Annotated in this window: 16 protein-coding genes; 9 read left to right on the plus strand and 7 right to left on the minus strand. The window is 58.6% G+C overall.

Annotation, left to right across the window (positions count from 1 at the left end):
* Positions 1-131 precede the first annotated feature (131 nt).
* Positions 132-569: a hypothetical protein gene (locus KQI10_RS10510; RefSeq protein ID WP_216567357.1), complete on the minus strand. Its 438-nt coding sequence runs from the start codon at positions 567-569 to the stop codon at positions 132-134.
* Positions 570-600: 31 nt separating this feature from the next.
* The gene (locus KQI10_RS10515; protein ID WP_216567358.1) at positions 601-1,767 is read right to left on the minus strand and encodes an ROK family protein; all 1,167 of its coding nucleotides are present in this window, start codon (positions 1,765-1,767) and stop codon (positions 601-603) included.
* Positions 1,768-2,171: 404 nt separating this feature from the next.
* On the opposite strand from KQI10_RS10515, the gene KQI10_RS10520 reads away from it, so the two are divergent.
* The 3 genes from KQI10_RS10520 to KQI10_RS10530 all read left to right on the plus strand — a co-directional run bounded on the left by KQI10_RS10520 (position 2,172) and on the right by KQI10_RS10530 (position 5,107).
* On the plus strand, positions 2,172-2,873 hold the full coding sequence (locus KQI10_RS10520; protein WP_253285249.1) for a hydrolase: 702 nt from the start codon (positions 2,172-2,174) through the stop codon (positions 2,871-2,873).
* 330 nt (positions 2,874-3,203) lie between these two features.
* Positions 3,204-4,334 carry a glycosyltransferase gene (locus KQI10_RS10525; RefSeq protein ID WP_216567359.1) on the plus strand — a complete coding sequence of 377 codons (1,131 nt, stop codon included), beginning with the start codon at positions 3,204-3,206 and terminating at the stop codon, positions 4,332-4,334.
* Positions 4,331-5,107 (plus strand): 1-acyl-sn-glycerol-3-phosphate acyltransferase, encoded by a 777-nt coding sequence (locus KQI10_RS10530; RefSeq protein WP_216567360.1) that lies wholly within the window; start codon positions 4,331-4,333, stop codon positions 5,105-5,107. The genes KQI10_RS10525 and KQI10_RS10530 overlap by 4 nt, the downstream gene beginning before the upstream one ends.
* 104 nt (positions 5,108-5,211) lie before the next feature.
* Here KQI10_RS10530 and KQI10_RS10535 read toward each other — a convergent pair whose 3' ends face one another.
* Positions 5,212-6,732: a CdaR family transcriptional regulator gene (locus KQI10_RS10535; protein WP_216567361.1), complete on the minus strand. Its 1,521-nt coding sequence runs from the start codon at positions 6,730-6,732 to the stop codon at positions 5,212-5,214.
* A gap of 422 nt (positions 6,733-7,154) precedes the next feature.
* Between KQI10_RS10535 and KQI10_RS10540 the strand changes: the two genes are divergently transcribed.
* The 4 genes from KQI10_RS10540 to KQI10_RS10555 are packed head-to-tail and all read left to right on the plus strand — an operon-like array spanning position 7,155 to position 11,045.
* The gene (locus KQI10_RS10540; protein WP_216567362.1) at positions 7,155-8,375 is read left to right on the plus strand and encodes a hypothetical protein; all 1,221 of its coding nucleotides are present in this window, start codon (positions 7,155-7,157) and stop codon (positions 8,373-8,375) included.
* Positions 8,376-8,389: 14 nt separating this feature from the next.
* A complete protein-coding gene (locus KQI10_RS10545) occupies positions 8,390-9,379 on the plus strand; it encodes an aminomethyltransferase family protein (protein WP_216567363.1) in 990 nt (329 codons plus the stop codon).
* 10 nt (positions 9,380-9,389) lie between these two features.
* Complete coding sequence (locus KQI10_RS10550; protein ID WP_216567364.1) at positions 9,390-10,151, plus strand: SDR family NAD(P)-dependent oxidoreductase; 762 nt, start codon at positions 9,390-9,392, stop codon at positions 10,149-10,151.
* A gap of 54 nt (positions 10,152-10,205) precedes the next feature.
* On the plus strand, positions 10,206-11,045 hold the full coding sequence (locus KQI10_RS10555; protein ID WP_216567365.1) for an SDR family oxidoreductase: 840 nt from the start codon (positions 10,206-10,208) through the stop codon (positions 11,043-11,045).
* Between the two features lie 68 nt (positions 11,046-11,113).
* Here KQI10_RS10555 and KQI10_RS10560 read toward each other — a convergent pair whose 3' ends face one another.
* From KQI10_RS10560 to KQI10_RS10575, 4 genes are all read right to left on the minus strand, one after another.
* Complete coding sequence (locus KQI10_RS10560) at positions 11,114-11,983, minus strand: SDR family oxidoreductase (RefSeq protein ID WP_216567366.1); 870 nt, start codon at positions 11,981-11,983, stop codon at positions 11,114-11,116.
* A gap of 66 nt (positions 11,984-12,049) precedes the next feature.
* Positions 12,050-12,262: a hypothetical protein gene (locus KQI10_RS10565; protein WP_216567367.1), complete on the minus strand. Its 213-nt coding sequence runs from the start codon at positions 12,260-12,262 to the stop codon at positions 12,050-12,052.
* Positions 12,263-12,407: 145 nt separating this feature from the next.
* Positions 12,408-13,415 carry an alpha/beta hydrolase gene (locus KQI10_RS10570; RefSeq protein WP_216567368.1) on the minus strand — a complete coding sequence of 336 codons (1,008 nt, stop codon included), beginning with the start codon at positions 13,413-13,415 and terminating at the stop codon, positions 12,408-12,410.
* 431 nt (positions 13,416-13,846) lie between these two features.
* Positions 13,847-14,419 carry an inorganic triphosphatase gene (locus tag KQI10_RS10575; RefSeq protein ID WP_216567369.1) on the minus strand — a complete coding sequence of 191 codons (573 nt, stop codon included), beginning with the start codon at positions 14,417-14,419 and terminating at the stop codon, positions 13,847-13,849.
* A gap of 144 nt (positions 14,420-14,563) precedes the next feature.
* On the opposite strand from KQI10_RS10575, the gene KQI10_RS10580 reads away from it, so the two are divergent.
* Both KQI10_RS10580 and KQI10_RS10585 read left to right on the plus strand, forming a co-directional pair.
* Positions 14,564-16,414 carry a PP2C family protein-serine/threonine phosphatase gene (locus tag KQI10_RS10580; protein WP_216567370.1) on the plus strand — a complete coding sequence of 617 codons (1,851 nt, stop codon included), beginning with the start codon at positions 14,564-14,566 and terminating at the stop codon, positions 16,412-16,414.
* A gap of 202 nt (positions 16,415-16,616) precedes the next feature.
* Positions 16,617-23,138: a leucine-rich repeat protein gene (locus KQI10_RS10585; RefSeq protein WP_216567371.1), complete on the plus strand. Its 6,522-nt coding sequence runs from the start codon at positions 16,617-16,619 to the stop codon at positions 23,136-23,138.
* The last annotated feature ends 234 nt before the right edge of the window (positions 23,139-23,372 follow it).

Here is a 23,372-nt window from a genome sequence, read left to right on the forward strand (position 1 = left end):
GTTTTGTAAATCTATTTTACTAAATGAGCGGCAATTGTCAATAGCCCCCGGGGATTTTCAGCGTTTATCACACAAGCGGCTTTCGGCTTTTGGCGATATTGGATATTGCGCGCGAGATTTTTGCAAAAGTCTTACCTTCTCCAAAGCGTTTTGGCCTTGGCTTTCAGCTTGGGGAGCAGGTCTTTCTGAATTTCCGCTGTGCGGTCCGAGACCTGCTTCTCAACCGGCAGCGCATCCGGCGCCTCCGCTTCCAGACTCAGCTGGGCCAGAGCCAGCAGGGCCGCCCGGGCAGAATCCGGCCATTTTTTCAGCAGAGCGCCCCGATACCATTGTCCGAGCGTATCCTCCAGCTTCTCCGGCCTGGTCTGGGCATAGAGTCCCTTCACCACCAGCAGCTGGTACAGCTTCTCATTTTCATTCACCGGCGCCTGGACGCAGGTCTTCAGCAGCCCCTGTTCCAGCTGCTTCTGGGCCTCTCCAAAGGGGAACACCATTTGGAGGTACGCCTCCTCCCGTTCCTTCCGTTCCTCCGGGGAGGAAAAGGAAAACCATCTTCCAATATTCAGCATTGCTCTGCCCTACCTTTCCGTATAAACTCCGTTACAGATCGTCAAAATGCCGGCCCTCCAGGTTGTCATCCAGAAAGGACGACACCAGGGTCAGCGCCACGCCCTCCGCGATTGGACTCAGGGAGGCCGTATCCGTTCGAATGCTCAGTTCCTCCTCGGACAGCACAGGATAATCCGCCACCCGGCGCCTCAGGTCCTCCATATAAGGCTCCAGCCAGGGAGCCAGCTTGCCGCCGATGACAATCCCCGTATCAAAGCTCAGGCTGATATTCGCCAGGGCCTGGGCAAACCGATTCAGATAGTCCTCCCAGCGGCGGATATGGGCCTGACTTCCGGCCCGCAATTCTGTGAAAAACCGCTCCAGATCCGGCTCCTCGCTCTGGGTCAGATTCCGCAGAGAGCAGTAGGCGGACCAGCAGCCCCGGCCGCCGCAGAAGCAGGGCAGGCCGTTGGGGTCCAGCACAATGTGGCCAAAGGCCCCCGGCTTATTGGAGGTGCCCCGGTAGATCCGGTTGTCCACAATGACGGAGCCGGCCACGCCGCTGTTGGTCACGACAATGTACACCGCGTTTTGCAGGCTTGGCTCCCGCCAGACCACGCCGAAGCCCGCCGCGCTGGCGCCATACTCCACGCTCAGCACATTTTCCACATTTTCCCGGGCGATGTTCAGCGGGATGTTCCTGCAGGCCAGAACCGTAGACCGGGACACCATGTTTTTGGATACGGATATTTCGCCGGGGAAAGCGATGCCCACCCCCAGCAGAGGCCGGGGGACCGGAGCGGCGGCGACGGTCTGCTTGATCAGCGCGTTGACCCGCTGCCAATATTCCGCGGTGTTTTCAAAGACCAGACGGTACACCTTTCCCACAACTACTGTTCCCCGCAGGTCGATCACCTGGATATCCACATGGTGGTGCCGAATCTCCACACCCGCGGAATAAAACGCATCGTAGCGGAACTCAATGAGCCGGGGCCTTCTGCCGCCGGAGGAGGGCATCTCGTCTCCCTCCCGCAGAAGCCCAAGGCCGGTAAAAAACTGCAATGCCTGGGTTACCGTCGGGCCGCTGAGCCCCAGCTGGTTTTTGATATCCATCTGCGTCAGACTCCCGGCACGAAACAGCAGTTTCAGCACCCGCACCCGATTGATCCTGCGGACAGACATATTGCTGACCGCCTGTTCCTGGTAATTTTCGTTCACAACAGACACCTCTCTTTTCCTTTACATGCCTACTATATCATACTCTTCCACGTTTTGCAAAACTATTTTATAAAAGATTTCACCAAATGCGGCGGCAGCCCCATCGATCTGGGCGGCCAAGGCGGCGGCGGAGCGCTGACTGGGCAATTATGCAAAAAGTTTACAAAAGAATCCGCCGAAGGCGCGGCCGGCTTCTTGCGGAGGCACTTTCTCCATGTTACAATGAGATATCCTGCATTCGGCTGCGAACCCAGGAAATCCATACCAAAACGGAGGAAACCGACATGAACGAAGAAATCATGGAGCAGGTAGAAGAAACTGAAAAGACCGAAACCCGTTCGGCCTCTTCCGCCACGCCCGCAAGGCCCACCATCAACAGCAAGCTCCGGCACAATATCCTGCGGATGCCGGAGGTCATCCGGGAAGCCAGCGGCATTGTGATTTATGGAAAACGCATTAAAAGTCTGGCCTTTACCACCGACCTTGCCATTATCAAAAACTGTGACGCGGACGCGGTGTTCGCGGTATACCCCTTTACCCCCCAGCAGTCCATCAGTGATGCCATTATCAAGCATTCCTCCATGCCCGTATTCTGCGGCATTGGCGGCGGCACCACCAAGGGCCTGCGGACGGTGACGCTGGCCAAGGATGTAGAGAGTCAGGGCGCCCTTGGGGCGGTGCTCAATGCCCCGGTGTCCAACCTGAATCTCAAAATGGTGGCGGAGTCCATCGACATTCCCACGGTAATCACCGTGGTGAACATGGATACGGACGTTGCCGAGCGCATCCGCTATGGCGCGGCCATCATCAATGTGGCCGGCGGCGCCCAGACCCCGGAAATCGTGAAAATGGTCCGGGATACGGCGCCGGACATCCCCATTATTGCCAGCGGCGGCAAGACCGAGGAGTCCATCCGCCGGACCATTCAGGCGGGAGCCAACGCCATTACCTACACCCCGCCCACCACCCAGGAGCTGTTCAAATCCATGATGGAAAACTACCGGGACAACGCCGTGACCAATACGGACTTCCTGCCCCTGGACGGGGACTATCGGGAGTATCTGCGGTCTCTGGGCAAAGCCCTGATTCAAAAGGCAGGGGAGTAAGACAGGAGGCAGCGGACAGCATACGTTAACGCCTTTTGTCTGTACCGCCGGGCGGGTTGATCATCAACAGCGAATTTGCTTTTATTCCGGAGCGCCGGTTTCAAACGGCGCTCCATTGTCTTCTGTTCATTGCACAGTGATTCTCTCCCAAACGCGGCCGGTTTTCTGTATGATCCAATAAGCAGTACGGTATTCTCATTCTCAGGAAGTTTCCGCGGTGTGTTCTTCCGGATTTTCGTCTGGACATCGATTCACGCGCGTTGTTTATATAAGGTTTAGTTTTTCGTATCATAATACCCCTGTGAAGAAAGAAGAAAAAGAGGATTTTACATGAGAATTACCATTGTCTGTGACGTGCTGGGAGAGGAGAACAACGGTACCACCCTGGCGGCTATGAATCTCATCCGCAGTCTGAAAGCAAAGGGACACACGCTTACGATTCTGTGCCCCGACGAACAGAAGCGGGGCGTACCCGGCTATGCCGTGGTGCCCACCCGGAATCTTGGCATCTTCAACGGCTATGTGAAGAGCAACGGCGTACAGCTGGCAAAGCCGGACGACAATATCATCCGGCAGGCCATCGAAGGGGCCGACATCGTCCACGTCATGCTGCCCTTCATTCTGGGCCGCCGGGCGGCAAAGCTGGCAAAGCAGATGGGCATTCCCGTCAGCGCGGGCTTTCACGCCATGGCCGAGAACTTTACCAGCCATATCTTTCTGGAAAACTGCGCCCTCGCCAACCGTCTGACCTATTTTGCCTTTTCCAGAACCTACAAAATGGTGGACGCCATCCACTATCCCACCCGGTTTCTCCGGGATCTGTACGAAAAGATGTATGGCCCCACCAACGGCTATGTGATCTCCAACGGCGTCAACGCCGAGTTCAAGCCCCGGCGCGCGGAAAAACCCGCGGAATATCAGGGCAGCTATGTCATCGTCGCCACAGGCCGGTATTCCAAGGAGAAGAATCAGGCCGTGCTGATTCAGGCCGTGAACATGTCCAAATACCGGGCCAGAATCCAGCTGATCCTGGCAGGCTCCGGCCCCAAGGAGAAATCCCTGCGGAAGCTCGCGAAGCCCCTGCCCATACAGCCCCGGTTCGGCTTCTTCCCTCACGAGGACATGGTGAAGCTCTTAAACTACGCGGATCTGTACGTCCACAGCGCCGCCATGGAGGCCGAGGGCATCTCCTGTCTGGAGGCCATCTCCTGCGGTCTGGTGCCCATTATCTCCGATTCCCCCCGGTGCGCCACCCAGGCCTATGCCCTGACAGACAGGAGTAAGTTCCGGTTCAACTCTCCTGCCGATCTGGCGGCGAAAATCGACTGGTGGCTGGACCACCCGGAAGAGCGGGCTGCCTGGAGCCGAAAATACGCGGAAAACGCCGCCGGGCAGTTTGATCAGGAAAAGTGCATGGACGCCATGGAGCGGATGCTCCTGGAAACGGCAGGAAAAGCATGACACCGAAGAAGATTTTTACCTATCAGGACCCGGTGCATGACGACTTTGCCGGAACCAACATCCATACCAAGCCATTGCCCGACTGGTTTCTCTACCGCCACACAAACCCCATCTGGCGCTCTTTGGCCTGCTTTGTCTACCGGGGGCTGGCAAGGCCCATCGCCTTCTGCTTCCGGAAAATCTGGGGAGCGCACCGGTTCGAAAACCGGCAGGTGCTGGAGAAGACCGCCGGGCAGGGCGTTTACGTCTACGCCAACCACACCCAGCGGGTCATGGACGCCTTTCTGCCCTGCCAGCTGCGGCGAAAGGGGCGCAGCTATATCGTGGTGGGGCCGGACGCACTGTCCATCCCTTTGATCCACAATTTTATCCAGATGCTCGGGGCCATTCCCCTTGGTTCTACCATGAAGCAAAGCCGGGAAATGGCGGAAAGCGTCCACAGCCATATTGCCCGGGGGGATCTCATCACCATTTACCCCGAGGCGCACATCTGGCTGTTCTACACCGGCATCCGTCCCTTCCCCGCCGCCTCTTTCGGCTACCCCGCCCGGGACGGCGCTCCGGTCTACGCCATGACCAGCTGCTACCGGAAGCGGCGGTTCGGAGTCTTCCCGAAGGTCGTCACCTATCTGGACGGCCCGTACTTCCCGGATATGTCCCTGTCCCTGCCGGAGCGGAAGCAAAAGCTCCGGGACCAGTGCCACACCGCCATGGTCCGGCGGGCAGAGGAGAACTCCACCTATGTGTACTACGAGTACCGGGAAGAGGCGTAGGGTAATCTTTCCAAAACACCCCCGGCGGTTTTCGCCGGGGGTGTTCAGCGTATCAGAAAGCCTTGCGGAGTTTGCCGACGGAAGTCCGGTGTTTTTGCTGCTGCTCAATCCGCGGAACACTTCTCTGTCCGTTTCTGTTCCAATTCCGCTCTCAGAATAATGCCGAGGGTCAGGCAGTAATCCGGGTCTTTGAGGTCGCTGCCCAGCATGGCGGTGATGTGGGCCAGACGGTCCAGCAGCGTGGAGCGGTGCAGAAACAGTGCCGCGGCGGTTTTTGCCACGGAGAGGTTGTTATCCAGATAGACCCGGAGGGTATGCAAATAGGACACCTGAGAGTGGTCATCATGTTCTTTCAGCCGCTTCAGCCCCTCCGTGTAAAAAACCCAGGTGGGACGTCCGGACAGCGCGCCGCTGAGAAGCTGGGGAAGCAGATAATTCTGGAAGTAGAAGATGGACGCGCCGTTTCCCTGACAAAGGCCGTTTTGCAGGGCCGCGGATGCCTGAAACCAGGCGTGATTCGCGTCGTACAGATTGGAAAAGGAAGAGGAAATGCCGCAGACGACCCCCAGCTTTTCCAGAACCGGGCGCAGAGCGTCTATGGACTCTTTTTTTGCCTGATCCACAGGGAGAAACTCCGCCACGGCATCCTCAAATTCAAAGGCCAACGCGCCCGGATGCCGCTCCTCCAGAGCGGCTGAGAGATAGGCCCCCGGAAGATGCGTACTGCCGGATTCCGGAATCAGCTTGACACAGACCCAGTCCTGCTTTCCGCTTTCCGCGCTCAGGGCCCGGCGGTATTCAAAATCGATGCTTTGCCCGGAGATGACGCTGCGCAGCGCCCGGCGCACAGCGGTCCGGGTACCGGCCAGCACCGGATTGAGCTGGATGGCCTGCCGCAGAAGCTTGGAGAAGAAAACAGCCAGAGCCTTGTCGGAATCCCGGAAAAGCCGGGTGCCTTCAAAAACGGTCAGGCAGCCCAGATACTCCTCCTGATCGAAGATATTCACAGAGAGGGTACGCTTCCCCTGCAATTCCAGCAGCAGCGGCTCCCGCACGTGGTTGGACATGTCATGCAGAGACAGGAATGTGGCCATTTTCTCCACGTCAAAGGACTGGGTATCCAGCTGTAACCCCAGCTCGTTTTGCAGATACCCCTCCTCTGTGACCCCCAGATAGCGGAAGTCCGAGCCGATGAGCAGCATGGGGTTTTCAAAAATGCTCCGGCTGGCATCCAGCATTTGCGGCAGGGCCGCGCCATGACGCAGGATGGACCAGAGCCGTTCCTCCCAGGCATCGTACAGGTTGAATACCTCCTGCACCAGATTGAACACCCGGAAAATATCCCATTGGCCCTCTACCAGAATCACGCTGCACCGGTCATAACCGGCGTTGAGGTCCCGGCGCTGCCCCAGGCACACCAGGCATACGTTTTCCCCGAAGCGGGGGCTTTGGGGCAGATGGTCCGCGGAGCAGACATACACCCTGTTTTTTTCAAAGGACTGGGTGCGGTCCAGATAAAACTCCGGCCGGTTCAGCGTCAGTTCGCTGCCGGTTTTGCCCCGCAGCGTGACCGTTGTCAGTTTTTCTTTCAGCCGCCAATAGAGAATATCCGCGCACAGCTTCATAAGGCCGCCTCCCATAGAAGATTGCATTTATTATAGTTTTTCTCCGGAACGCTGTCAAGGTACCTCCCGTACATTTTGTATGGGAGGTCCTTGCTTTATAGGGAATATTCACAAATTTCGCCCCTATAAATTGTATGGTTTGGCGGAATACAAATTGTACGGTGCAGGGTGGGCAAAAACACCGTTTTTGTAGAATACCCTCTTCGGTGTTTTTTCACTATAATGGAGCTACAGCTAAGGAAACTCTGAATAAATCGTCTGCGGCTGAGCGGCGAATCTTTTGCTCCCAGTCTGCGGTTTGAAAAATGGGAAATACATACAGTATTCCCTCATTTTCCAAACCTTGCCTGGAACCAAAATCTTTCGCCGTCAGCTCTTGTCGATTTAATCAGAGCTTCCCTAAAGAAGTTAGGAGGCACACCATGCTGAAAGAAAAACTGGATACCAGAAAATGCTTCGCCACCGCCTGGGGCAAGCTTATCACGGAAGAAGAGGCCTACCGGCAGCTGAACCGGCAAATCGCCGCCATGACCGCCAACCTCTTCCAGGTCATGCGGATCTTTGAGCCAAGCTGGGAAAAGCGCACCGCCGCCATCTGCGACATTGCCAATATGATGAATATGGCAGTGGCCGGTTCCCCGGAGGAACAAAAGGCTTATGTAAACCAAGCCCTTTATGAAGCCTTCAACATCCCGGAGCTTTGCGAAAAGTCCAGCTGGCTGGGGGGCATCACCGGCGACTCCGGTGACGAATGGGAGAATATGGCCGGTCGTGTGGTACAATTCACCCGGAACCGGGTGGAAAAGGAGCTGGATACCTGCCCCTGGGACATTGTAGGCAGCGAGCTTTGCAACATGACCACCAGCATGTTCACCGCCAACTTTGACCTGGCCTCCTCCAACGGAACGGAGAATGAGGTGGCTCTGAACATGTGTCAGGCCCGTGGCTGCGGAAACAAGCATTGCCGGGTGGTGGCGGAGCGCCGGGATGTTTATAACCTGCCCAAGCAGGATTGGCTGGAGCATATGCAGCAGCCGGTAGACCCCATCCACGATACCCCCCGGGAGCGGATGGTCAAAGAGGGGCAGTGCCTGCGCAACGGCCAGTATACCCAGAACTTCGGAGAAGAGACCTCTCTGGAAACCGCCTACCACTGGGTCGCCCAGATGGGATGGGTCTGGTCCATCCAGTTCCCCATGATGGCCATTAAGGACATGGCCCCTGACGAAGAGGAGTTCCTGCGGGTATTCCGCATTGTGTTTGCCACGGCGGGCAAGAATCAGTTTATTGACCCCTTTGCCAAGGAGGGCCTGCGGAGCTTCCTGGGCGTTCCCCACGAGATGGATGAAAACGACGGACGGCTTCTGGGCGGCTATATCCGCTATATGCTGGATGTACAGCAGGTCCCCTACGAAATGGTCCGCTGGACCAGGGACGAGACCTGGATCAAGGTCAAGAGTGAAGACTTCACCGCCCGCTACGAAATGGCCCCGCTGGATGAACTGATCGACGCCTACGAGGCCCAGTGGAACGGTGCCGCCAAGACCCTGGTCAGCCCTGAGTGGTCCTGCGTCATTGAGGACCGGGAGGAAGAAGAAATGTACATCAAGGTCATCCGCAAAGAAGATCTGCGGATGCTGTAAGGAGGTGCCGGAATATGCTGTTTAAAGAAGATACCGTTGCCCGCGCCGATGCCATGGCCATCCGTCAAGGCGTTGGCTTCTATCGATGGACCCATGATCTGGTGGAGATCACCGGTAAGGATGCCCTGGAGGTGCTGCAAAAAATCTACATCAGCGACCTGTCCAAGGTGCCTGTCGGAAAGTCCAAATACACCGCCTCTCTGGATGAACAGGGAGAGATCATCGATGATGTGATCGTCATGCACATGGCTGACGGCCTGTACTGGGTCTCTGACCTGTATGGCCCCCGGCTGCTGCCCTGGATCGAAAAGCACAAGGGGAACGCCGACATTCAGGCGAAAATCATCACCTACAACTGGGACATGTACGCCGTGCAGGGCCCGGACAGCCTGAAGGCCATGAATGCCCTGCTGGACGCACCGGTGGACGAGCTGAAACGCTTTGCCATCTGTGAAAGAAAAATCGGGGATATTCCCGTTTATATCCACCGCTCCGGCTTCACCGGGGAAAACGGCTATGAGATTTACGCCGCCTTTGACCAGAGTCAGGCCATCCACGATGCCGCTTTGAAAGCCGTGGAAAGTGTTGGCGGCCGGGAACTGCAAACTTTGGAGGTCTATGTCCGCTCCATTCCCATGGAGAAGGGCTTCGCGCTGAAGCAGGATTTCAAGCACCTGAGTCCCTGCGAATGCGGCCTGGGCTGGGCTGTAGCCACCGAGAAAGACTTCATCGGCAAAGAGGCCGCCCTGGAACGGAAGGCCAACCCCAAATACCGGATGGTGGGTCTGGAATTCTCCCGGGAATCCACGGAGGACATTTCCATCTGGGAGCGGGTGTACTGGTATGGCGTAGAGGTGGGCCGCTGCGCCCAGACCATCTACGGCTACACCGTGGAAAAGAATATCGGCTTCGCCACAGTCCGGGCAGATGTCCCCGACGGTGCGGAGCTGACCGTCGGCTGCAACGATTCGCCCGCTGTTGTCGTAAACAAGGTTTTCTGCTGAGGAGGACATTATGGGAAGATTAGATGGTAAAGTCTGCATCGTGACCGGCGCTTCCGCCGGGATCGGGCGCGCCACGGCGGAGCTGTTCTGCCGCGAGGGCGCGAAGGTCGTGGCGGTCGCCCGCCGCGAAGAATGCCTGAAGGAGTTGGCCGAGGAATGCAAGGATGCTCCCGGTGAAATGACGTGGTACGCGGGCGACGTCGGCGCCACGGCGGTAGCCGTGGGCATGGTGAAAAAGGCAGTCGAGACGTTTGGACGGTTGGACGTTGCCGTCAACTGCGCGGGCGTGATGGACGACAATACCGCCATTGCCGATATGTCGGATGAAATGCTGGAAAAGACGTTCCGCATCAACACGTTCGGCCTGATGTACGGCCTGCGCGAGGAATGCAAACAGTATCTAGCACAGGGCGACGGCGGTGTAATCGTCAACATCTGCTCCGTCGGCGCAACGCACCAGACCGCGGGCGCGGCCTACTGCGCGAGCAAGGGCGCGGTGCTGGCGGCGACGAAGAACACGGCGTTCATGTACATGGAGGAGGGCATCCGCTGCAACGCGCTCTCGCCCGGCGGCGTCGTGACCGATATTCCGCTGGTCATGCCGCCCGCCGACGAGTTCGGCTTCGGCAGGACCAGCAAGCTGCTGGACTTCTCCGGGGAGCTTGCCATGCCGGAGGATCTGGCGGATGCCATTTTGTTCCTGGCCAGTGACCAGTCCCGCTACGTCAACGGTGAAGAACTCAAGTGTGACGGCGGCTGGACCTGTTTCTAACGTCCCGGGCCGCCCCCATAAGGGGGCGGCCCATAAAAATCAGGAGGTATCAACATGAAGAAAACCATCACAGTGGTAACCGGCGGTCACGGCGGCATGGGAAAGGCCATCTGCAAGGAGCTTGGCAAGGACTCTGCCATTGTCCTGGCCGGACGGAATGAAAAGAAAATGGCCGCCGCAAAGGAACAGTTTGAGGAACTAGGTATTGAAAGCTACATCTGCAAAACGGATATTTCGGATGCCGTCCAGGCAGAGGCTCTGGCGGCCTACGCCGCTTCTCTGGGCGAGGTCAGGCGGGTGATCCACACCTCCGGCGTTTCCCCCAGTGACACAGGTACGGAGAACATCATCCGGATCAACGCGGTGGGTACCGTGAACATGGTCAAGGCCTTTTATCCGGTTCTGGCCGAGGGCGGCGTCATGATCAATTTTTCCTCTGTGGCGGCCTATACCATGCCTCAGACAGAGGAATGGACCCAGGCCTTTGAATGCTGGGATCAGCCGGACTTCTACGACAAAATGCTGGCTCTGGCCGGAGAAGCCGAGGATGAGGAAAGCGAGTTTTTCCGTGCCGGTCTGGCCTATGCCATGTCCAAAAAATTTGTGATCTACTTTACCCAGAAGAATGTTTCCCGGTTTGCGGAAAAGCACTGCCGCATCCTCTCCATTTCTCCCGGCTGCTATCTGACCCCCATGCACCAAAAGCTCATTGACAACCAGCCGGAAACCGCAGAAAACCAGCTGGAACTGATTCCGGCGGGACGCTGGGGCCATCCCTATGAAATGGGTGCGCTGACGGCGTTCCTGTGTTCTGCCGGTGCCGGATACATCAACGGCGTGGACATTCTCGCCGACGGCGGTCAGAACGCCGGGGTTTTTGTCCCGCAGATTTGACAGGCACATAAAACGGGCGGCGCTCCAATCGGAGTGCCGCCCATTTTGAAGGGATGAACCGGGCAAAATCAGTTGGGTGCGGCGTCCAGCGCATCTGTTTCCCAGACGCTGCTCATGCCGTAGTCAAAATAAATGATCTGACCACTCATATAAGAGAAGATCTGACTGCCGATGGCGACCAGAGGATAGCCCATTTCCTCCGCGGTTGCCCAGCGACCGTTCCAGCTGTCCAGAAAAATCGCCTCAATGACGGCCTTTCCCTCGGCTGCGTCGCCGTTTGGCGAGGTGTTCCGGTTAAACTCATCGGTCAGTCCCGTGATCGTATTGCCGGGATTGATGGCATTCAGGCGAATTTTGCGGTCGATGTATTCCGGCGCGTGGACTTTCATTTTGACATACGTGCACAGGCACTGCTTGGAGAAGACATAGCCGTTCTGAATGACATCAGGGTGCGCGGCATACCAGTCGAGCGCAGCCTCATAGCTCGGGGCATTTACGACTGCTGCGCAGTCTGCAAAGGCATCCTGCCAGCCAAAGCCGCCGGTCGAGGCGATGATATTGACAGAGCCGTTCTCCGCAATTTTTGGCAGCGTCTTTTCCAGCAGATATTTGTGACCGAGGAAATTGACCTTCTGCACCTCCAGCGCATTGGAGGCATCCGCTTTCAGCGCGATACCGTGGCAGAGGAACATGGCATCGATCGTTTCCGGCAGCGCATCTGCAAGCGCATCCAGATCCGCCTTGACGCCGAAGTCGGCGTACAGCTCGCCTGCGACTGGAAAATCCAGCTTACTGTGCCGCCCGTTGCGGCGGCAGATCGTATAAACGTTTGCCCCGAGCTCCTGCAGCAGCCGTGCCGCAGCCAGTCCCATGCCGGAGTATGCTCCGGAAACGACAACCGTTTTTCCCTCATATCCAAACAGGTTTTTCAGATCCATATTGTTTTCCTTTCATGCAGCATACAAAAAGGAGCCTGTGGTCAGGCTCCTTTTTGGCTTCGGTAATTACTCGATCGCCTGAAGCTCCTTGTCCAGTTCCTCCAGATGGGGCTTGAGGAACGCCGACTGCGGGAAGCTGGCGAGCTTGCGCAGCGTCAGGCCGCCAACCAGCTTCATCTGGGGATTCTTGGAAGCATCAGGGCTGTACTTATCCAGAACCGCTGCCGCCGCCGGATTCTTCAGAATGTCCTTTACCTTGCTGTCGAGAGAAAATGCCATAATTGTTTACCTCCTGTTTCTGATTATGGTCATATTATACAAAACATTCTCCCAAAGTGACAGCCTGCAAAGTGCAGGATTTACAAACGCCCTGCCCCAACAATCTGACGGGTATCCCGTGGCATAAAAGCGCCGGGGCTGTGCTTTATTCCGTCAGATCGAATTCCTTCCAGAACTCCCGCATGGCTCTGCCGCAGGCTTCCGGGTTTACATAAAAGCTCATGGCGTGCCCCGCACCGGGGACCACCACCAGCCGCTTCCGGGCGGCGCAGGCCCGGTAGTTCCGGTAGGTCATCTCAATGGGCACAAAATGGTCCTCCGTGCCGTGGATGAAGAGAACAGGGATGCCGGTCTGCTTCATAGCCGTCAGGGTGGAATAGCTGCTGGTGGTCATATGGATCTTCTTCCGGAAATTCCGGTCGATCATATAGCTGCGCAGCCATGTGTAATTCAGGTGCAGATTCTTTTTGGCCACATGGCCCACAATGTCTCTGGGAGAGGTAAAGCCGCAGTCGGCAATGATGCCGCGGACGCTTTCCGGCATGGACAGTCCCGCCGCCATGAGCACCGTGGTGGAACCCATGGAGATGCCGGCCAGGTAAATGGGCAGGCCGAAATTCTGCCTGTCGGCCCAGATGGCCCACTGCTGGCAGTCGCTGCGCTCCAGAAGGCCGAAGCCCAGATAATCCCCCTGACTGTCCCCATGGGCCCGCTGCTCTACCAGCAGCACATTGCAGTGGTTTTCCAGCCAGAAGGGGGCTACGAGGCCAAAATCCCGACTCCAGGAGGAACGCCAGCCGTGGAAGGCGATAATCAGCCGCCGGGGGTATTTGCAGGTCAGCAAATGGCCCTTCAGGGTCAGGCCGTCCGCGGAGCGGATGGTCACATCCTGCCGGGGCAGGGCCTCCAGAGCCTCCATGGCCTTTTTCCGGGCCGCGGAGAATCCGCCGTCCGATTTTTTCTTGCCGGAGACATTGAAGAATCGGCTGTAGCCGGGAATCTTCCGGTCCATGGCCAGATCCGTCATGGCCTTGCTGGCCCCGCAGCTCACCGCCGCCGCGCCCACACCGATCCCGGCCAGGGCCCCCAAAGCGATGGCCGCCGCTGTCTTTTTCTGCATGGTAGTACCGCCTTTCCGATTTTTCTTCAGCATACCGTTTCTTTCTAAACTGAGAAGAAAGTTTCGCATCGCGCTCTTTGCGTTTTTTAGATTTATTATAAACGAAAAAGGTCAAAAAGGGAATCCCATTCTCTGCCGGGAATTGACAATTTCTTCATCCTCTGATAAAATGATCCCGGTCCTTTACAGGGCCGGGAAGGGCATTGCCATAATACGGATAAGGCGGTCTGCTACATCTCCTGCAAAAGGGGGTGAGCTCCATGCCAATTACTTTGACTGTACATATTGGTATTTTTACCATTACAATCACTGTAAAACGCGGAAACCGCCACTCTGCCAAGTGACGGTTTCTCATGTTTCGTGAAAAACTGAATCTCTGAGCAGACCGCTTTTATCGGCAATGCTCTTTTCATATTTACTATACCACACCCCGTCTGAAACGTCAAGGCGGGGTGTTTGCTTTTTCACGGTCTCAGGGCCAAGGCCCGGGCCAGCTTGCTTTTGGGTTCGGGCGTCAGGCCGTAGGTCTCCGCCAGGAACGCGCCAAAGGCAAGGGTATCTTCCTTACTCCCCCGCTTCAGCTCGGCCTCCACCTCGCACAGAGGCTCTTCCCGTCCGCCGCCGAGCAGCGCGCCCTCGTCCAGCGCCAGCTCCATTTCCGAAGCGCCGTAGGCAACCCGGCAGGCGAGCCGGGTAAATCTTGCCCCGCAGGTCGGGGCGACGCCGCCGGACACCAGTTCCTCCAGCTCTTTGGGCGCGCCGGCAGCGATCAATGCCGGGACAGCCGACAGGATATCCCCGCAGGCGACCTCCCATTCGCCCCGCTCCAGCCCCCCGCCGGGGGTTTTCAGGGTGCAGACGCTTTTTCCGTTTTCCAGACGCCGCCGCAGCGTCCACCGGCGGGCGGACAGAGCGCCGTCAGCCGCGTCATAATAGGTCGTTTCCATGGTGATGGTCTCAAAGGGGCCGCAGGCCGCCTTCAGCGCCGCCATTGCTCTGGGGGAAGAACGGTATTTTACCTCAAATTCGCTTGCCATAAGGCCTCCTGAAGGGAAAAATTTGCTTTTCCCGTATTATACCTCGGAGAATTTCCCATTGCAAGCATCTTGTTCCGACGGTTTTTCGATTCCCGGAATGCTACATTGGGCCTGTACGAAATCTATGAGAGGAGCGCTGTACTTATGACGGTAGCGGGATATCTTCGCAGGAAGAAACGGGATCTGGATCTGCTGGCGGCGTCCCCCTGGGCGGAGCGGCTCTGCAAGGGGATCGTGCTGGGCGGCGGGGCCATGCTGCTGGCGGCCATTCCGGGAAGGGGGCAGAGCCTCCCTTTCGGGGCGGCTCTGGCGGCGGCAAGCCCGGGGCCATGGTCCCTGCTGGCCGCTCTGGGCGCGGCGGCGGGCTACCGGCTCTTCTGGCAAAGCCAATGGCTGCCGGGGCTGTGCTGGACATTGCTGGCACTGGCCCTGAATTCCCTGCCGCGTGTGCTCAGGCAGGAAAATCTGCTGCTTCTTGGCGGCGGATTCGGGCTTTTCTGCGGACTGTCCGTCCCTTTCTTCCATGGGGATGCCCTTTCGGGCCTGTTCCGGGCCGCAAGCGGATGCCTGGGGGTCTGGATTCCGGGTTTCGCCCTGAAAACCGGCCACCCCACCGCGCTGCTGCTGAGCTTTGCCCTTGGGGTACGGGCTCTGGCCGCGGCGGGCCTGACCGGGCTGGCCTGCGCCGCCGCGGGGGCGGCCACGGCGGCCGGGCCCCTCCCGGCGGCGGTGCTCTCCGGGGCGGCGCTGGAATGGTCCGGCCTGCCGGGGCTGACCTTCGGGCTCTGCGCCGCCTGGATGCTGCGGCAGCTCCCTGTAAAAGAACCCTGGCGGCGGGGCCTCGGCCCCTGGGCGGGCTGCATTCTGGGCATGGCACTGGGCCGCAGCTGGAATATCGGAGCCTGGCTGGGGGTGAGTACCGGCGGGCTGCTGGGCGCGCTGATCCCCTGGAATTTATTGCTGCCCCCGGCCGTCCGGGGCACCGCCGGGGCGCAGGTGCAGCTGGAGCAGGAGGCACGGGTGCTGGCCAGAATGCAGGGGCTGCTTTTGGAGATCCCCGGCCCCGGAGACGCTTTTCCGGACCGGGCGGAACGGCTGAAGACCGCGGCCTGCGCCGACTGTCCCCGCACGGACAGCTGCCCTCAGAAGCTGTCCATGGACGACAGCGTTTTCACGGACCCGCTCTCCTTTTCCTGTCCCCATACGTCCCGGGTGCTGCGGGAGGCGGCACGGCTCCGGGACCAGCAACGGCTTCTGGAGGGGCAGCACAGGCGCCTGACGGAATACCGCATGGCGGTGGCCCAGCAATACGGGATGCTCTCCCGCTACCTGCAGCGGCTGGCGGACAGCCTGCCCCTGCGGCTCACCATGGGCCAGATCCGCTATCGGGTCTCCGTCAGCGTCCGCAGCCGGGAAAAGCTCCGGACGGATGGCGACCGCTGCGCCGCCTTCCCCGGCGTGGGCCCCCGGTTCTATATTCTTCTGTGTGACGGCATGGGCACCGGTCTTCCCGCCGCCGCGGAGGCGGGGAAAGCCCTGAGGCTCCTGCAGGGAATGCTGACGGCGGGACTTCCCCCGGGCAGCGCCCTGAAAAGCCTGAACAGTCACCTGCTCCTGACCGGCGGCGCCGGGGCCGTCACCGCGGACCTGTGCGAAATTCGTCTGGACACCGGCTATGCCAGCCTCTACAAATGGGGGGCCGCCCCCAGCCTGCTTCTCAGCAGCAAAACCGTCCGCACCATCGGCACGCCGGGGCTGCCCCCGGGCATGGAGATTGGGGCCTCCGGGGAACGGATCGCAAGGCTTTCCCTGCAAAAGGGGGAAACGCTGGTGCTTGCCAGCGACGGAGTGACCTTTGACGATCCCCCTGCGCCCCAGAGCGCCATCGAGCCCACAGGCCCCCTGGCCGAACGCCTGCTGGGCGCCTACGCCAGCGGCGAGGACGACGCCACCCTGGCCGTCATCCGTCTGGGGCCGCTGAATGTGAAGAATTGAATCCATCTGCCGGGCTGCCCTGCGGGGCGGCCCGGTTTTTGCGCAGCGGTTTTTGAAACGATTGCATTTTTTACGTTTCACTTTCCTTTCTTGCGGTATTTTCAGGGAATTACTATGGACATGGCGTTTCTTCTGTGTTATCATTGTATTCATAAAAAATTCATGTTTTCAAGATACGGAAACAGAGAAAGAAGGAAACGCCATGTTCAAACGCATCCTGTCTTCCCTGCTGGTTCTGGTGACGCTGGTCTCCTTCCTGCCGCCGAAGGTTTCGGCAGAGGGGACGGAGAACATCCAGAGCGAAAACGAAACCACCATGGAGGCCACCAATTCCTTCGGCAGCCTGCTGGTAAATACGCTGGACGCGGACCCGTCTGCCGGCCAGCCTGTGGAAAGCGGCTCGGAGGAGCCCCAAAGCGGGATCAGCGATCTGCAGATCGAGGGCACCACGGCCTACGCGGAATACTATACCGAGCGGCCCGCCAAGCTGGTTGTCGCCATCTACACCGAGGACGGCGCCAGAATGCTGGGCTCCGGCGTCACGGAGGTCAGCCCGGAGGAAACTCAGGCTGAGGTGGACATCCAGATCAGCCCCATGCCCCGGTACTATTCCGCCGGCGCCTTCCTGCTGGACGCCGAGACGAATGAGCCTCTGTCTTCAGAGTTCCGGACCCAGCTGTACACCAAAGCGGTGCAGGACGTCCGGGAGGCCACGGTGGACGACTTCGACCCCGCCAGAGTTCTGAATCTGGACGACAGCGACGAGACAAACTTCGCCGTTTTCGGAGAGAACACCCTGCTGCTGTACGAGAGCAGCACCTACGCGGACGACGAGCCCATGGCCTTCGCCCAGACCGGCGAGGGCGTGTATGTCTTTGAAAACGCCGGACCTGAACTGCTGGCCCTGAAGCCCGGGGACTCCTTCGCCTACGCCAAGGCCGACGGGGATATCGTCATTGCCAAGGCCCTTGCCGTACAGGTGACCGGTACCACCGTCACCATTACGGAGGACCCTGACGCGGATCTGTCGGACGTGTTTGAGTTGGTGAAGATCGAATCTGACGGCGACCCAAGTCAGGTCACCTATGATGACACCGACCTGGATCCCAGTCTCACGGTTTCCTCTGATGTTCAGGATTTTACTTTCCCGGAGAACGCCATTTGTTATGAGGGTGAACCTGAAACCTTTAGCAGCCGCGGGACAACAAAAGATACCTTCAGCCTCGGCTTTTCTGTGGATATGGGAGAAACCCTGAGCGGCAAGGTGTCCCTCAAAGGGACGACAGAAGTCCGCATGTACATCAAACTCAATTATGTCTATACCTCCTACAAACTGGATACATCCCTGGAATTCAGCGGCTCCGTCAATGCGAAGGTACCGATTCCGGATATTAAGTTCCCTGCTATCAAAATTCCATTGGCCTATGGCGCACGGCTGGAAATCAAGCCCAGCCTCGTCTTCGAAGTTACCGTCAGCGGCGCCGTCACCATTTCTCTCACGAAGACCGTAGGACACGCCTTTGACTCAGACCTGGGAACCACACAGGACCTTGGCAAGAAACCTACTCTGAAATTCTCCGTCACCGGCGGCGGAAAGCTGTTCGTCGGTCTGAAGATCATGATCCAAGTCGTATTCGCAAGCGAAAAGGTTTTTGCCATGGGCGGAAGTCTGAAATTTGGCGGGGAACTATCCCTGAATGATACATGGCAATCCGCATCTACAACCAGCTCTTCCGAAATCCATCTCTGCGCCGTCTGCTTGGAGGGCGAGATCGATTCCGTCATTGCGGTAGGTTTGGAAATCAAAGCATTGGGGGATTTTATAAAAGTCAATGTCACCCTTGCGGAGAAGAAAAGCAAGCTGTTTGACGCCTATGTTTCCGCCTCCTATCAGGACATGGGTCTGACCAAGTGTCCGCACAGGCTATACTGTGTGTCCATAACCGTGACCAATACAGCGGGAATTCCCAGTTCCGGCCGTCAATATCAGCTGTATAATCAAGACGGCGGCAAAATTGACGAAGTTCAGTACAGAGGCGACTATGGGCAAATCGTAGGCGGCAGCATAAAGCCCAGTGACGTAAACGGTCAAGTCTCCTTCTACATACCCAACGGGAAGTATGACCTTTGCGAAGGCGATGTCGTTGTTAAGTCCTTTACCGTACATGATGCGGAGAAAAAGCTGAAGCTTCAGGTTGCTCCTTCTGAAGTTGTCGGCCGCCTGATGCTCTCCACGGACAGCGTCGGCCTCTACGTGGGCGGCGACACCAAATCGCTTCGGGCCGTCTATAACGATACCATGGTCAACGCCAATGTGACCAACGCCTGCAGCTGGTCCTCCAGCAATCCGGGCGTTGTCCGGGTGGAGCAGGGTGTGCTCGTTCCGGTAAGTGCCGGTATGGCATGGGTAACCGCTACCTACCAGAACAGCAAGGGAACGGTAAGCGCCGCCTGTCAGGTGACCGTTGACGACCATGACCCCACCAAATGCGGCGACAACCTGTACTGGAACATTGACGACAGCGGTACCATGACCATCACCGGTACCGGCGACATGTGGGACTATTACTATTACATGGGCGACCGTACCACCGCTCCCTGGTTTGACAAAAAGCCCAAAAAGCTGGTGGTCAGCGAGGGCTGTACCTCCATCGGCGCTTCCAGCTTCTCCGCCTGCGGCAGTCTGCGGAGCATCCAGCTGCCCGACACTCTGGAGACCATCTCCGATTTTGCCTTTGCGGACTGCACAGGGCTGACCCGCATCCAGCTGCCCCAAAACCTGACCTACCTTGGGATCAGAGCATTTATGAACTGCACCGGCCTCAGCGGCAATCTGGTCATCCCGGACGGTGTCTCCGTCATCCATGAGGGTACCTTTGAAGGCTGCACATCCCTGAGCGGAAAGCTGACCCTCCCCGCCAGCCTGGATTGGATCGATGAACGGGCTTTTTACGACTGCCCGCTCACCGGCACCCTCAGCCTGCCGGACGGACTGGCCTCCATCTACAACGAGGCATTCAACGGCTGTAAATTCTCCGGCCCCCTGAAGCTGCCCGCAAGTCTGGACACAATCTACTACGACGCCTTTGCGGGCATCCATTTCACGGGAGATCTGGTCATTTCCGAAAAGCTTGCCCACACCAGCACCCGGTATGCCTTCACCTATGCGCACTTCACCGGCGGGCTGAAACTGCCGGAAAGCACCGTCTCCATCCCGGATTCCGCGTTTGAAGGCGCCAGCTTCGGCGGAGATGTGACGATTCCCGGCAAGGTGACCGTCATTGACAGCTGGGCATTCAACTCCTGCGATATTGACGGAAAGCTGACGCTTCCCGCCAGTCTGAAGGAAATCAAGGATCATGTCTTTGCCAATAGCTCCATTGGAGGCGATGTCTGGTACCTGGGCACGGCGGAAGACTGGGCCAAGGTGAAAATAGGAGAAGAAAACGAAACCTTGACCACCGCCACCATCCACTTCTCCGACGGCACCACCAACAAGGATCCGGCCAACACCGATAACGCCGTCAAGACCCAGGGGCCGGAGGCGGATCCCGCGGATACGATTCCCGAGGAAGCCATTCCCGAAACCGTTGCCCCCGAGACCACTGTCCCGGAAACCACCGTCCCCGAAACCACCGTCCCCGAAACCACTGTCCCCGAAACCACTGTCCCCGAAACCACTGTCCCCGAAACCACCGCTCCCGCGGAAGAGACCGACCCGGAGACTACCGGGGAGCCGCCCGCAGAGGACGCGGATATCCAGGCGCTGGCGGCCAGAGGCTTCTGCATCGCCCCCCATGGCGCCAGACAGACCTTCGGCACAGTAACGCCGCTGGCGGCCTACACCGGCAAGGAAACCGTGAAAAACGGCCGACGGACCGCCGCCTTTACGGGGCTGGAGCCCGGCGAGGAATATGTACTCATTGTAAGCCTGCAGCCGGGCAGCGTGGCCCCGGAGGATCTGCAGTACATCGAGCAGGCCACCGCGGACGCCAACGGCGCGGCCCAGTTCACCTATATTCCCAGAACAGACGTCACCGCCCTGACCCAGCTCTACGGCATCAGCGCCCAGCGCTCCCTGACGCTGGACCGGGAATATCTGGCGCTGACCGCGGGCGCTCTGCCCGAACAGCTTACCGCGGACCTGACGCCCCCGGAGTGGGCCGGCGACCTCGTCTGGGCCTCTGACAACGAGGAGATTGCTGCCGTGGACGAAAACGGCAATGTGACCCCCGCTGCCGCAGGCACGACCTACATTTCCGCCTCCGTCACCCACGGACGCTACACCCTCACCGCCCGGTGCCGGGTGGACGTCACGGAAGAGCTGCCCAATGAGGAGGTTCTGGGCGTAGATCTGGGGGTAAAGAAGGTCACGGCGGAACTTTACAGCACGGATTACGCCGCTCTGGATATTCTGCCGCGGCTGGCCCAGAATGAGATTGCCGTCTTCCGCATGGCGCCTCAGGACAACGGTGCGGCCGTTACCGGGGCTTACCTTGAGGACGAGGAAGCCCGGGCCCTGTTTGACCTGAAGGTCAAGGACGACCGGCAGCTGCTTCTGGTGCCCACCCGGCAGGCGCTGGACGCCCCGGCAAAGGAAATTAAGAACAGCTATACCAGCCGCCTGGTAGTGCTGATCGGCGGCGTGGAATACCGGACGGAGGACGCCGTGACCATTGCGGTCAAAAAAAGCACCCCGAAGCTGAAGGGCACAAATCTGACCTTCAATTCCTTCTATACGAACCAAAGCCAGGCTCTGAATATCACAGGCGGCACCGTCACCCGCATTGAGGGCGAGCTTCCCCAGTGGCTGGCCATGGACGGCACCCGGCTGACCCTGCGGAACGCTCCGGCTTCCGGCAGCGCCGCACTGAACCTGCAGGTCTATACCGCGGAATGGGCCATTCCCGCTCAGGTAAAGCTCACCGTGAAGCTGAGCCAGAAAGCTCCCGCCGTCAAGCTCTCCAAGTCTTCCGTTGCCCTGTCCGATCAGGACAGCACCGGCGTGACCCTGAGGCTGAACTGCGGCAAGGAGACGCCGGAGTCTCTGGGCATTCGGGATATTCTCCTGCCGGAGGGCTTCCTGAGCACCGAACTTGACCAGCTGACCGGCGAGTTCCGCCTGATTCCCACGGGCCAGGTTCCCACCGGAAAGCAGCAGATCGGCGTTCGATTCTACAACACCGACTCCGTGCTGTACCTGCCCCTTACCGTCACCGCCAAGGCTCCCGCGCTGAAGCTGAGCAAAAGCTCCGTCAGCCTGAACGGAGAGCTGGGAGACAGCATCACGCTGAAGGTGACCGCCGCTCCCGCTGACCTGGATCTGACCGCTGTCACCGTCCAAAATCCCTATGACGAACTGACGGTCTCCCCGGTCCTTGCGGACGGTTCCTTTACCGTCTCCGTGAAACCGGGCACCGCCCCGAAAGCGACCTACGCGCTGTCCCTTCAGGCCCCCACCGGCAAGGCCGCAAAACTGACGGTGAAGACGCTGGCCGCCGGCCAGAAGGTGACCATGCGCCTGAAGGCCCTGGGCAGCTTCGACCTGACCTATCCCGAAAAGGGTGTGGCGTTGGTGCCTGCCCTGAAAAACTACTCCGGCGCTCTGACGGACATCGCCTACAGCCTCTCTTTGAAGCGTGGCCGCGACACGCAGGACGTGGAACTGACTGACTACCTGACCGTAGGCGAGGACGGACTTCTCCGGCTCACCGGCCAGCTGGACGCCGGAACTGTCTGTCTGCTCACCGAAACCGGAAAGCTGCCGGACGGCACCGCCGTTTCCGCCACGGTACAGGTGAAGGTCACCCAGACCGCCATTCCCCTGAAGCTCAGCAAAACCAGCCTGAGCCTGAACAGGGCTTTGAACGAATGGGCTCAGGTACAGGTCACCACGACCGCCAAAGGCTACACTCTGGGCACTCCGGGCATTCTGGTGACGGACAGCAGGAATGTCCCCAGCGACGGCCTCACTGTTTCCTACACCCAAGGCACACTGACCCTTGCCGTCAATGACAGCACCCAGTACGGCGCTTCCTACAAAGTGCAGCTGTGGGCAACGGACAACAGGAAGTCCACGCTCACCGTAAAGGTTCCCGCGGAGAAGGCCTCCGCCGTTGTGGTAACCGCGAAAACCACCGGCTTCATCGATGTGATCCGGGACACCACCCAGATCGTGGTAACCCCCGGCTACAGGAACTATCTGGGCTATACGCCGCTGGAAAAACAGGCAAAGATCCTTTGGGCAGCGGACGGGAAGAACTACACCCAGGACGTGACGAACCTGTTTGATCTGACCTGGGCCGATGACGGCAAGCTGAAGCTGAGCCGCGCCGGAGAATTGCAGCTTACGGGCAAGTACCGGCTGGAGCTGGCAGTTCAGGGCGCAGCCAAGCCCGCGCTGGTAAACCTGACCCTGAAATCCGGCACGGCCAAGGTGACCGCCGCCCCGGCGGTGCTCTACAGCAAGGACGCCAACACTCTGGCGATCCTGCAATTCACCAGCCCGGACGGGACATTGAACACCCTGCATTCCGTAGAGCTGAAGGACGCGAAGCAGAGGGCCAATTACGCCATCCTCGATTTCGGAAACGGCCAGTTTGCTCTGGTTCCCCAGCCCGGCGCAGCGCTGAAGTCCGGCAATGTTGCTCTGAACCTGTTCTTCACCGGCAACACCACCGGAAAACCCAACGCAGCCGTAAACGTGAAGGTCGAGATCCGGTAACGCAAATCAAAAGGGCTGTCTCACTAGGCACTTTAATGGGTCAAAATAGCAAATAATGAAATGTCATTGCGAGCCAGTGACCGAGTCACTGGTGTGGCAATCCCCCGGATAGACGTAAAATTCAGGATTTTCTAACGCAGATGTTTGAAAATCGGAGGGATTGTGCCCGAAGGAAATACCCTTGGGGTACCACACCAGCGTGCGCGCTGGTTCGCAATGACATTGTTCTTTTTG

The sequence above is a fragment of the Pseudoflavonifractor sp. MSJ-30 genome (assembly GCF_018918045.1).
In the GTDB taxonomy this organism is placed as follows: domain Bacteria; phylum Bacillota; class Clostridia; order Oscillospirales; family Oscillospiraceae; genus Faecousia.

Excerpts from the sequence above, each read along its gene's own strand:
- KQI10_RS10510 (WP_216567357.1), bottom strand. The coding sequence starts at position 569 with ATGCTGAATATTGGAAGATGGTTTTCCTTTTCCTCCCCGGAGGAACGG.
- KQI10_RS10520 (WP_253285249.1), top strand. The coding sequence starts at position 2,172 with ATGCCGGAGGTCATCCGGGAAGCCAGCGGCATTGTGATTTATGGAAAA.
- KQI10_RS10525 (WP_216567359.1), top strand. The coding sequence starts at position 3,204 with ATGAGAATTACCATTGTCTGTGACGTGCTGGGAGAGGAGAACAACGGT.
- KQI10_RS10530 (WP_216567360.1), top strand. The coding sequence starts at position 4,331 with ATGACACCGAAGAAGATTTTTACCTATCAGGACCCGGTGCATGACGAC.
- KQI10_RS10535 (WP_216567361.1), bottom strand. The coding sequence starts at position 6,732 with ATGAAGCTGTGCGCGGATATTCTCTATTGGCGGCTGAAAGAAAAACTG.
- KQI10_RS10540 (WP_216567362.1), top strand. The coding sequence starts at position 7,155 with ATGCTGAAAGAAAAACTGGATACCAGAAAATGCTTCGCCACCGCCTGG.
- KQI10_RS10545 (WP_216567363.1), top strand. The coding sequence starts at position 8,390 with ATGCTGTTTAAAGAAGATACCGTTGCCCGCGCCGATGCCATGGCCATC.
- KQI10_RS10550 (WP_216567364.1), top strand. The coding sequence starts at position 9,390 with ATGGGAAGATTAGATGGTAAAGTCTGCATCGTGACCGGCGCTTCCGCC.
- KQI10_RS10555 (WP_216567365.1), top strand. The coding sequence starts at position 10,206 with ATGAAGAAAACCATCACAGTGGTAACCGGCGGTCACGGCGGCATGGGA.
- KQI10_RS10560 (WP_216567366.1), bottom strand. The coding sequence starts at position 11,983 with ATGGATCTGAAAAACCTGTTTGGATATGAGGGAAAAACGGTTGTCGTT.
- KQI10_RS10565 (WP_216567367.1), bottom strand. The coding sequence starts at position 12,262 with ATGGCATTTTCTCTCGACAGCAAGGTAAAGGACATTCTGAAGAATCCG.
- KQI10_RS10570 (WP_216567368.1), bottom strand. The coding sequence starts at position 13,415 with ATGCTGAAGAAAAATCGGAAAGGCGGTACTACCATGCAGAAAAAGACA.
- KQI10_RS10575 (WP_216567369.1), bottom strand. The coding sequence starts at position 14,419 with ATGGCAAGCGAATTTGAGGTAAAATACCGTTCTTCCCCCAGAGCAATG.
- KQI10_RS10580 (WP_216567370.1), top strand. The coding sequence starts at position 14,564 with ATGACGGTAGCGGGATATCTTCGCAGGAAGAAACGGGATCTGGATCTG.
- KQI10_RS10585 (WP_216567371.1), top strand. The coding sequence starts at position 16,617 with ATGTTCAAACGCATCCTGTCTTCCCTGCTGGTTCTGGTGACGCTGGTC.